This window comes from Silanimonas lenta DSM 16282 (genome assembly GCF_000429065.1).
Taxonomy (GTDB): Bacteria; Pseudomonadota; Gammaproteobacteria; order Xanthomonadales; family Xanthomonadaceae; genus Silanimonas; species Silanimonas lenta.
Genome location: NZ_AUBD01000005.1, coordinates 312,229 through 321,550, shown reverse-complemented (window position 1 = coordinate 321,550; position 9,322 = coordinate 312,229). Strand labels below are relative to the sequence as shown.

At 71.3% G+C, this 9,322-nt stretch carries 11 protein-coding genes and 1 pseudogene; 2 read left to right on the top strand and 10 right to left on the bottom strand.

Annotated elements, in window-relative coordinates; genetic code table 11:
- Nucleotides 1-9: 9 nt before the first annotated feature.
- From G408_RS0104085 to G408_RS0104065, 5 genes and pseudogenes are all read right to left on the bottom strand, one after another.
- Nucleotides 10-267: pseudogene (locus G408_RS0104085) on the bottom strand (transposase); the annotation flags it as partial.
- Between the two features lie 206 nt (nucleotides 268-473).
- Complete coding sequence (gene murU / locus G408_RS0104080) at nucleotides 474-1,211, bottom strand: N-acetylmuramate alpha-1-phosphate uridylyltransferase MurU (RefSeq protein ID WP_028770057.1); 738 nt, start codon at nucleotides 1,209-1,211, stop codon at nucleotides 474-476.
- A 28-nt stretch (nucleotides 1,212-1,239) separates the two neighbouring features.
- Complete coding sequence (locus G408_RS0104075) at nucleotides 1,240-2,265, bottom strand: aminoglycoside phosphotransferase family protein (RefSeq protein WP_028770056.1); 1,026 nt, start codon at nucleotides 2,263-2,265, stop codon at nucleotides 1,240-1,242.
- Nucleotides 2,266-2,269: 4 nt separating this feature from the next.
- Nucleotides 2,270-2,536 carry a GlsB/YeaQ/YmgE family stress response membrane protein gene (locus G408_RS15715; RefSeq protein WP_028770055.1) on the bottom strand — a complete coding sequence of 89 codons (267 nt, stop codon included), beginning with the start codon at nucleotides 2,534-2,536 and terminating at the stop codon, nucleotides 2,270-2,272.
- A 30-nt stretch (nucleotides 2,537-2,566) separates the two neighbouring features.
- Entirely contained in the window at nucleotides 2,567-4,060 is a 1,494-nt protein-coding gene (locus G408_RS0104065) for a M20 family metallopeptidase (protein ID WP_028770054.1), read from the bottom strand.
- Nucleotides 4,061-4,275: 215 nt separating this feature from the next.
- On the opposite strand from G408_RS0104065, the gene G408_RS0104060 reads away from it, so the two are divergent.
- Both G408_RS0104060 and G408_RS0104055 read left to right on the top strand, forming a co-directional pair.
- Complete coding sequence (locus G408_RS0104060; protein WP_028770053.1) at nucleotides 4,276-4,647, top strand: ComEA family DNA-binding protein; 372 nt, start codon at nucleotides 4,276-4,278, stop codon at nucleotides 4,645-4,647.
- Between the two features lie 139 nt (nucleotides 4,648-4,786).
- On the top strand, nucleotides 4,787-5,365 hold the full coding sequence (locus tag G408_RS0104055) for a HutD/Ves family protein (RefSeq protein WP_028770052.1): 579 nt from the start codon (nucleotides 4,787-4,789) through the stop codon (nucleotides 5,363-5,365).
- A gap of 6 nt (nucleotides 5,366-5,371) precedes the next feature.
- On the opposite strand, the gene G408_RS13080 is transcribed toward G408_RS0104055, so the two are convergent.
- The 5 genes from G408_RS13080 to sufD all read right to left on the bottom strand — a co-directional run bounded on the left by G408_RS13080 (nucleotide 5,372) and on the right by sufD (nucleotide 9,304).
- Nucleotides 5,372-5,890, bottom strand: coding sequence for a bacteriohemerythrin (locus G408_RS13080; protein ID WP_051282594.1), 519 nt, complete (start codon nucleotides 5,888-5,890; stop codon nucleotides 5,372-5,374).
- Nucleotides 5,891-5,974: 84 nt separating this feature from the next.
- Nucleotides 5,975-6,292 (bottom strand): Rieske (2Fe-2S) protein, encoded by a 318-nt coding sequence (locus G408_RS0104045; RefSeq protein ID WP_028770051.1) that lies wholly within the window; start codon nucleotides 6,290-6,292, stop codon nucleotides 5,975-5,977.
- Entirely contained in the window at nucleotides 6,289-6,834 is a 546-nt protein-coding gene (locus G408_RS0104040) for a GNAT family N-acetyltransferase (RefSeq protein ID WP_156890040.1), read from the bottom strand. Before G408_RS0104040 ends, G408_RS0104045 begins: the two co-directional genes overlap by 4 nt.
- Before the next feature lie 8 nt (nucleotides 6,835-6,842).
- Complete coding sequence (locus G408_RS0104035; RefSeq protein ID WP_028770049.1) at nucleotides 6,843-8,078, bottom strand: cysteine desulfurase; 1,236 nt, start codon at nucleotides 8,076-8,078, stop codon at nucleotides 6,843-6,845.
- A complete protein-coding gene (gene sufD, locus G408_RS0104030; RefSeq protein ID WP_028770048.1) occupies nucleotides 8,075-9,304 on the bottom strand; it encodes a Fe-S cluster assembly protein SufD in 1,230 nt (409 codons plus the stop codon). The genes G408_RS0104035 and sufD overlap by 4 nt, the downstream gene beginning before the upstream one ends.
- Nucleotides 9,305-9,322 lie beyond the last annotated feature (18 nt).

Sequence of the window (9,322 nt, the reverse complement as noted above, 5' to 3'; positions counted from 1 at the left end):
CGCTCACCACTTTTTTGCGGTGATCTCCTTCATGACCTCGATCTCGAGGTCGCGCTCGGCCAGCAGCTTCTTGAGGCGGGCGTTTTCCTGCTGCAGGGTGCGCAGCTGCTTCACATCCGCCGCCTCCAGTTGCCCGTAGCGCTTCCGCCACAGGTACAGGGTCTGCTCGCTGACGCCGTGCTTCCTGGCCACTTCCGCCACGGGGGATCGGTCGGCCTCCCGCAGGATCTTGACCATCTGCTCTTCGGTGAATCGGGACTTACGCATGGGCTCCTCGTCTTCGTCGGGAGCCATCCTCTCAACTTTCAACTGGACCGAAAATCGCCAGGCAGGTCAGGGAGGCACAAGGCAATCGCGACTGCACCGGCAAAGAATGCGCCTCCGCAAACGGACAGCAATATGTACCGCAGTAATGAAATTGCGCTCATGTCATTTCCGTTTGCGCTGACCTGCCGGGTTTCCCGGACCACCGGCTAGTCGAAGGCCTGCGCCCGGATCCCGGCATCCAGCGCCGCCAGGCGTTCCGGGGTGCCCACATCGGTCCAGTGTCCGGCATGGCGCTCGCCATGCAGCTGGCCGGCGGTCATGGCGGCGTCGAGAAGCGGGCGCAGCTTGAAGCGGGGCGGGTGCCCGTCGGCGCCGGGGGCATTGCCCACGGCCTCGCGCCAGTGCGCGAGCAAGGCGGGGCGGTAGAGGCCGATGCCGGCGAAGGTCAGGGCCGTTCCCGGGGCTTCGCCGGCATCGCCCGCGGTCCGCGGGTGCAGGCGGCCTTCGTGGTCCAGCCGGAAGTCGCCCTGCGGATGGTGCGGCGGGTTCTCCACCATCACGAGATGGGCGAGGCCGCGGGGTTCGCGCGGGAGCCGGGCGAAGTCGAAGTCGGTGAAGACATCGCCGGCGATGGCAAGGAAAGGCGCGCTGCCGAGCCAGGGCAGGGCGTTGAGCATGCCGCCGCCGGTTTCCAGCGGCTCGGGGCCTTCATGGACGTAGTGGAGGCGCAGGCCCCAGGCGGCGCCGTCGCCGAGGGCGGGAGCGAATCGGTCGGCCAGCCAGCTGGTGTTGATGACGACCTCGCGCACGCCGAGGGCGGCGAGCTTCTCGAGGTGCCACACGATCAGCGGCTTGCCACCCACGGGCAGCAGGGGCTTGGGCAGGGTGTCGGTGAGCGGGCGCATGCGCTCGCCCTTGCCGGCGGCAAAGACGAGGGCGCGCAGCGGGCGGTCGCTCATGGGCAGGGCAGAATCAGCGCGGCGGCAGCGCGCCCAGCGGCGGCAGCACCTGTTCTTCCAGCAGCGGGCGCAGCGGGTCGAGCGCCGGGTAGTGCGGCAGCACGTCGAGCAGGTAGCGCAGGAAGCGCGGGGCGTCGGCGAGGTACTTCGGCTTGCCGTCGCGGTGGTTCAGGCGGGCGAAGATGCCCAGCACCTTGAGGTGCCGCTGCACGCCGATGAGGTCCACATCGCGGCGGAAGTCGGCCAGCGCCGGCACCGGCAGGCCGGCGTGGCGCGCCCGTTCGTGGTAACGGGCGAGGCCCCACTCGACGAGCTCGGCCGGCCAGCTCAGGAAGGCGTCCTTGAACAGCGAGAGCACGTCGTAGGCGATCGGGCCGGCCACGGCGTCCTGGAAGTCCAGCACGGCAAGCTGGCCATCGGCGAGCGGCATCAGGTTGCGCGGCATGAAGTCGCGGTGCACCAGTACGCGCGGCTGGGCCAGGGCGGCCTCGATCAGGCGGCGGTACACCTTGTCGAGCGATTCGGCCCGGGCACCATCGAGGGCGAGGCCGAGGTGGCGGCCCAGCAGCCACTCATCGAACAGGCGCAGCTCGCGGGCCAGCAGGGCCTCGTCGTAGCGCGGGAACTCTGCGGGCAGGCAGATCGCCTGCAGCCGCAGCAGCTGCTCGATGGCGGCCTTGAACCAGGCTTCGGCATTCGCTTCGTCGATCACCTGCAGCAGGGTGCGTGGCCCGAGGTCTTCCAGCAGCAGGAAGCCGGCGTCGAGATCCTGCGCCAGCACGCGCGGCACGCGCACGCCGCCGGCCTCGAGCCGGTCGCGCATGGCCAGCCAAGGGCGCACGTCCTCGAGTCCGGGCGGGGCATCCATGAGGATGTGCGAGGGCTCGCCGCTGCTGCGCCAGTAGCTGCGGTGCCCGGCGTCCACCGAGGCGCGCTCCAGCGTGACCGAAGCATCCCCCAAGGCCGTCCGGGCGAAGGCGAGACGGGCCTCGGCGCGCTGGGGGGTGGCCTCGGCCTCGGGCGTGGCGGTGGCCGTCATCGGCTCACTTGCCCTTGAGGGCCTGCACCAGGGCCAGCAGGCCCACGGCCCCGCCCACCGCGGCGGCGAAGCGCATCCAGCGGCCACCCACGCTGATGTCGAAGGTATCGAGCACCCATGAGGCACAGATGGCGCCGGCCATGCCGAGCAGGGTGGTGAGGATCAGGCCGAGCTTTTGCCGGCCGGGGAAGATCCAGCGGGCGAGCAGGCCGGCCACGAAGCCGAGCAGCAGGATCTGCAGCCAGCCATAGCCGAGGAAGGAAAGGTCCATCGCGGTGGGTCCTGTGGTGGGGGAATCGGTTCAGCAGCAGCCATGGTCGCCGAACTGGCCGTGGCCGGCATGCACGCCGACACCGCGCGTCAGGCCCTTTTGCGAGGCCTCGTAGTGCTCGGCGATGACCTGCGCCACCGCCTGCGTCACCCGCTTGCCGGTGGGGATGTGCAGGAATTCGTTCGGGCCGTGGGCATTGCTGTGCGGGCCCAGCACGCCGGTGATCATGAACTGCGCGCCGGGGAACTTCTCGCCGAGCATGCCCATGAAGGGGATGGTCCCGCCCTCGCCCATGTACATGGCCGGGGCGCCGAAGGCCTGCTGTGAGGCTCGTTCGATGGCCTGCGAGAGCCAGGGACTCATCGCCGGGGCGTTCCAGCCGGTGCTGCTCTTCTCCAGTTCGAAACTCACCTTCGCGCCGTAGGGCGGGTTGGCGAGCAGGGCTGAGCGCAGGGCCTCGCCGGCGGCGGCGCCGTCGGCGGTGGGCGGCAGGCGCATCGAGAGCTTCACCGCGGTGTAGGGGCGCAGCACGTTGCCGGCATCGGAGAGCGGCGGCCAGCCTTCCTGGCCGGTGACCGAGAGGGCCGGACGCCAGGTGCGGTTGAGCACCAGTTCGGTGAGGTCTTCGCTGGCCGGGCGCATGCCGGGCACGAAGGGGAACTTGGCATAGACCGCCTCGCCGAGCACCGCGGCGGCCCGCCGGGCCTGTTCGATGCGTTCGGCCGGAATCTCGACGTGCAGGGCGTCCAGTGTGATGCGGCCGGTCTCGATGTCCTCGATGCGCGCCAGCAGCTGGCGCAGCACGCGGAAGGAGGAGGGCACGATGCCGCTGGCATCGCCCGAGTGCACGCCTTCCTCCAGCACGTCGACGCGCAGGTTGCCGCCGGCCAGGCCGCGCAGCGAGGTGGTGCACCAGAGCTGCTCGTAGTTGCCGCAGCCGGAGTCGAGACAGACCACCAGCGAGGGCTTGCCGATGCGCGCGGCGAGGTGATCCACGTAGAACGGCAGGTCGTAGCTGCCGGATTCCTCGCAGGCTTCGATCAGGATCACGGCGCGGCAGTGCGGCCTGCCTTGGTCCTGCAGGGCCTGGATGGCGGCCAGCGAGCCGAACAGGGCGTAGCCGTCGTCGGCCCCGCCGCGGCCATAGAGCCGGTCGCCCTTGAGGACCGGGGTCCAGGGCCCGAGGTCGGGGTCCCAGCCGTGCATTTCCGGCTGCTTGTCGAGGTGGCCGTAGAGCAGCACGGTATCGGCGTCCGTGCCGCCGCCGTCGGTGCCGGGGATCTCGATGAAGATCAGCGGGGTACGGCCCTCGAGGCGCACGATCTCCACCGTCATGCCTTTCACCGGCTGCTTTTTTGCCCAGTTGGCGAGCAACTGGGTGGCGTCTTCCATGTAGCCGTGCTTCACCCAGTCGGCATCGAACATGGGTGATTTGTTGGGGATGCGGATGTACTCGACGAGCCGCGGGACGATGTCGTCGTCCCAGAGCTGGCCGACGAAGGACTGGGTGCGGACGGGGTCCATGGGGGCACTCACCGGGCAGGGATTCGTTGGGCCCCCGATTGTAGTCCCTCGGCGGGGGTAAGCCTTTTCCTACCCCCGCATCGGGCGTTGTCCGAGTTCCGCCGCGCCGTCCGCTCGATATCGTGGCTCCCCGGTGACGGTGATCCTGTCACGGCCGGTGCGTCGGGATACGAAGCCCGCCCGGCCCCCCAACGGAACCGACAGGAGATGCCCCGATGAACCGTTTCAAGCTCGCTCTGATGGCCTGGTGTCTTGCTTTCGGCCTCGCTCTTCCGGCTTTTGCCGCGGTGGAGAAGGTCAACATCAATACTGCCGATGCCGCCACCCTCGACCGCGTGCTGCAGGGCGTGGGCCCGGCCAAGGCCGCAGCCATCGTCGAGCACCGTCGCCAGCATGGCCCGTTCCGCAGTGTGGAGCAGCTGGTGAACGTGCGCGGCATCGGCCCGGCCACCCTCGAGATCAACCGCGACCGGATCACGGTCGGCCCGGCGCCTGCCGCCGCGCCGGCCAGCCGCCCCGCCGCCCAGGCCACGGCGCCTGCGGCTGCGGCACCCCGCTCAGTGGCGCCCGCCCCCCGGGTCCATTGACCTCGCCCCCGGATGGGGGCGTAGCGAAGGAGGGGCGCACGGACCGCGCCCAGGCAGGGATGCCCGCCCGGTGTCTCCCAGGGAGGGGAGCGCCGGGCCTTCTTTTAGACTCGGTGGCCCACCATCCCGGGCCGACGACGTGCTCCAGCTGCTGCCTGCCACCACCTATCGCCGCGAACGCTGGAAGAATGGCGGCGGCTTCACCCGCGAGATCTTGCGCTTTCCAGCCGAGGGCGACTGGGACTGGCGAGCGTCGGTGGCCGAGGTCGGTAGCGACGGCCCCTTCTCGGCCTTCCCCGGCTGCGAGCGTGAGATCGTGCTGTTGGCCGGCCAGGGCATGGACCTCGACTTCGAGCAGGGGCCGACGGTGCGCCTGGCGCCGCCGCATGGTCGGCATCGGTTTGCCGGGGAGGCCACGGTGTCGGCCCGGCTGGTAGAGGGGCCCACCCTCGACTTCAACCTGATCTGGCGGCGGGCGGCGGTGCAGGCCCGCCTGCTGCATCGGCCCATCGTCGGCTCGATGCTGTTCTTCGGCGAGCCTGGAGTGGATTGGCTGCTCTATGTGCTGGCGGGTGAGGTGCGTACGCCGGCAGGACGGCTGGCGGCCGGCGACGCTGCGCATCTCGGGGCCGGCGCCGGGCGCACTGCCATCGAGGGCGGGGGAGAGTTGCTGATCGCGCGGATCGAGCGAACACCCGGCACCGCCGCAGGCGGCTGAAGCGCTTCAGCGCACGCCGCAGGCGCGCAGGTGGGCGCTGTAGGCGAGGTCGTCCTCGAGGATGTGCTCGGCAAGCCAGGCAATGAGAAAGCGCAGCACGTCGCGGGCCAGGGCGGCATCGCCGGTGGCGAGGCGTTCGCGGAAGGCGGCGAGCTGCTGCTCGAAATGCCGGTGCCCGTGCACATGTCCGGCTTCTTCCTCCCAGCCATGCAGGGCGAACAGGCGCTCCTCATGGCGGAAATGCAGCCGGGTATAGCCCTCGAGGCCGGCGATCACCTCGGCCAGCACGGCGGCATCCTGGCCGCGGACGATGGCCGAGGAGAGCTGGTTGAGGTAGGCGAGCAGCACCCGGTGCTGGGCATCGATGCTGGGGATGCCGATCGAGAGCGCATCGCTCCAGGGGATGGACTCGCCCCGGGCGGCACGTTCCGCCAGCAGCAGTGGGGAGGGGGCGGAGGGCGGGCTGCCAGTGCTCGGCAGTGTGAAAGGAGCAGGGGGCGAAGAGGCAGAAGAGGTGACGGTCATGGATCGCTTCCGCATGGAACGCGGCAAGCCTGCCAGCGCCGGTGCGGCCGGCCTTGATCTGCCTCAAGCGCCGAGGCGGCCGGTTCAGCGGTCGTCGCGGGTCCAGATGGCGCCGTCTTCCACCTTCACCGGGAACTTCACCAGCGGGGCATACGCCGGCGGGCAGAGCGGGTGGCCGTTCGTCACGTCGAACTTCGCCGAATGCAGCAGGCATTCCAGCACGCCTTCCGCGGCATCGAAGGGTGCGGCGGAGAGTTCGTAGTCTTCGTGGCTGCAGCGGTCCTCGTAGGCGAAGAGGAGGCCGTCGTAGTTCAGCACCAGGATCGGGGTATCGCCGTCCCAGACCACCCGGGTCTCGCCGGGGGCGAGCTCGTGTTCGGCGCAGACGCGGATCCAGTTCACAGCGGTTTTTCCAGCACCTCGAAGCGCAGGTCCGGCCGCCGCGGGCGGCCGAAGCGCTCGTCGCCGTAGGGGAAGGGTTTCTTGATGCCGGTACGGCGGTAGCCGCGGCGTTCGTACCAGGCGATCAGTTCCTCGCGCAGGTCGATCACCGTCATGCGCATCCGCGGCAGCCGCCACTCCTCGCGGGCGATGCGCTCGCACTCGCGCAGCAGGGCATCGCCGATGCCGCCGCCCTGGCGCTCCGGGCGCACTGCGAACATGCCGAAATAGCCCGCGCCGCCCTCGTCGCAGACATGGGCGCAGGCAAGCAGCGGCATCTCCGGGGTGCCCGCCACTATCACCCGGCTGCGGGGGCGGGTGAGGTCGTGTTCCAGCACCTCGGGGGCGATGCGCGGGCCGTCGAGCAGGTCGGCCTCGGTGGTCCAGCCCTGGCGGCTCGTCTCGCCGCGGTAGGCCGAGGTGACGAGGGCGACCAGGGCATCGCGGTCGGCGAGGGTGGCGGCGCGGAAGTGCAGGGCGGGGTGGATGGTACTGGCAGGCATGGGAGGGCTCAGAGCAGCAGCCCGCGCACCTTGTGCAGGGCGGCGGCGAAGGCCTCGATCTCGGCCTCGGTGTTGTAAAAGGCCAGCGATGCGCGGCAGGTGGCAGAGACGCCGAACCACTGCAGCAGCGGGTGCGCGCAGTGCTGGCCGGAGCGCACGGCGATGCCTTCGAGGTCGAGCAGGGTGGCGAGGTCGTGGGCGTGGGTGCCCTCGATGGCGAAGGAGATCACCGCCGCCTTCTCGCGGGCGGTGCCGAAGATCCGCAGGCCGGGGATGGCCGAGAGCGCGGCGGTGGCCTGCGCCAGCAGGGCCTGCTCGCGTGCCTCGACGTTCGCCATGCCGAGGTTCTGGAGCCAGTCGGCGGCCACGCCGAGGCCCACGTGGCCGGCGATATTGGGGGTGCCGGCCTCGAAGCGGTAGGGCGGGTCGTTGAAGGTGCTGCCCTCGAAGCGCACTTCGCGGATCATCTCGCCGCCGCCGAGGAAGGGCGGCATCCCGGCCAGAAGCTCGCGCCGGCCCCAGAGGCCGCCGGTGCCGGTGGGCCCGCAGAGCTTGTGGCCGGTGAAGGCGTAGAAATCGCAGCCCAGAGCGCTGATGTCCACCGGGCGGTGCGGCACCGCCTGCGAGCCATCGACCACGGTGGTGATGCCGCGCCTTGCCGCCTCGCGGCAGATCTCGCGCACCGGGTTCACCGTGCCCAGCACGTTCGAGACATGGGCGAAGGCCAGCAGCTTCACCTCGGGCGTGAGCAGGCGCCACAGGCCCTCGAGGTCGAGTTCACCCTCGGGGGTGAGCTCGGCCACCTTGATGCGGGCGCCGGTGCGCTCGGCCACCAGCTGCCAGGGCACGATGTTGGCGTGGTGCTCCATGCGGGTGAGCACGATGGCCTCGCCGGGCTTGAGGCGCGGCAGGGCCCAGCTGAAGGCCACGAGGTTGAGGGCGAAGGTGGTGCCGCTGCACAGCACGAGTTCCTCGGCGCGCACGCCGAGGAAGGTGGCCAGGCGGCGGCGGGCGTTCTCGTAGGCCTCGGTGGCCTCGCTGCCGAGCGCGTGCACGGCGCGGCTGACGTTGGCGTTGTGACGGGTGAGGAAGGTGTCCACCGCCTCGATCACCGCCCGCGGCTTCTGGCTGGTGTTGGCCGAATCGAGGTAGACGAGCGGCTTGCCGTGCACCTCGCGCCCGAGGATCGGGAACTCGGCGCGCACCGCGGCCCAGTCGATGCCCCCCGGCGCAGGATGGCTCATGCCGCGTCCTCCAGGCCCAGCGCCCCGTCGAGGCTGCGCTCCAGCAGGCCGCGCAGGGCCTCGTCCTCGAGCACGGCAAGCGGCTCGCGCAGGAAGGCCGCGGTGAGCAGGGCGCGGGCCGCGTCTTCCCGCAGGCCGCGGGCGCGCAGGTAGAACAGCGCCTGCTCGTCGAGCCGGCCGACGGTGGCGCCATGGGCGGCCTGCACGTCGTCGGCATGGATCACCAGCACCGGCTGGGTATCGATCTCGGCCTGGCCGGAGAGCAGCAGGTTCTTGCTGGAGAGCGCGGCCCGGGTGCCGTCGGCTCCGGCGGCGATGTGGATGCCGCCGTGGAAGACCACGCGGCTGCGGCCCTCGCCAAGGCCGCGCCAGAGAAGCTCGCAGGCGGTGTCGCGGGCGCGGTGCTGGATGTCGAGCCGGGTCTCGACATGGCGGCGGCCCTCGCCGCGCAGCACGCCGTTCGCCTCCAGCCGGGCGCCCTCGCCCTCGAGCCGCACCTGCAGGACATGACGGCAGAGCCCGGCGCCGAGCTCGAGATCGACCCGGCGGTAGCACGCGCGGGCGCCGAGCCGGGCGCGGGTGTACAAGAGCAGGCTGGCGCCAGCGTCCTCGCGCTGCACCTGGGCATGGTCCAGCTGGGCACCTTCGGCCAGGTCCAGCGCGAGGCCGTGGGTGGCGAGGTGGCGGTGGGCCCCGATGCCGACGAAGTGGGTGGCCAGCGCCAGACGCGCGTGCTCGCCGAGCACCAGGCGGTGGCGCAGGTGGAAGGCGCGCTCGCCGCCGTCCTCGGTGCTGGCGAACACCAGCTGCAGCGGGGTGTCGATGCGTGCGCCGGGCTCGACCACGAGGCGGGCGCCGCCGTCGGCGAGGGCCGCATTCCAGGCCTCGAAGGCCTCGGCGGCCGGCTCCTCCTCCGGCGCCGGCGCGGAATCGAGGCGGATGCCGGCCGGCAGGGCGGTGAGGTTCGACAGGCCCTCGTCCAGCACGCCATTCACCCAGACGAGGCGCGGCGCCGGGATGGCGGCCAGCGCGAGAGGATCGAGGGCCGGGGCGGTGGCGGCGGGCGGGGCGAAGGTGCGGGCGGCGAGGGCGCGCAGCGGTGTCGTGCGGAAGGCTTCCATGCGCGGGCCGGGCAGGCCGAGCGCACGGGCCCGGGCCAGGGCGGCCTGGCGGGCCGGATCCGGGGCGGCGAAGGCCCGGGCCTGGGCCTCCAGCGAGGCCTGCAGGGCGGGCATGGCGGCCTC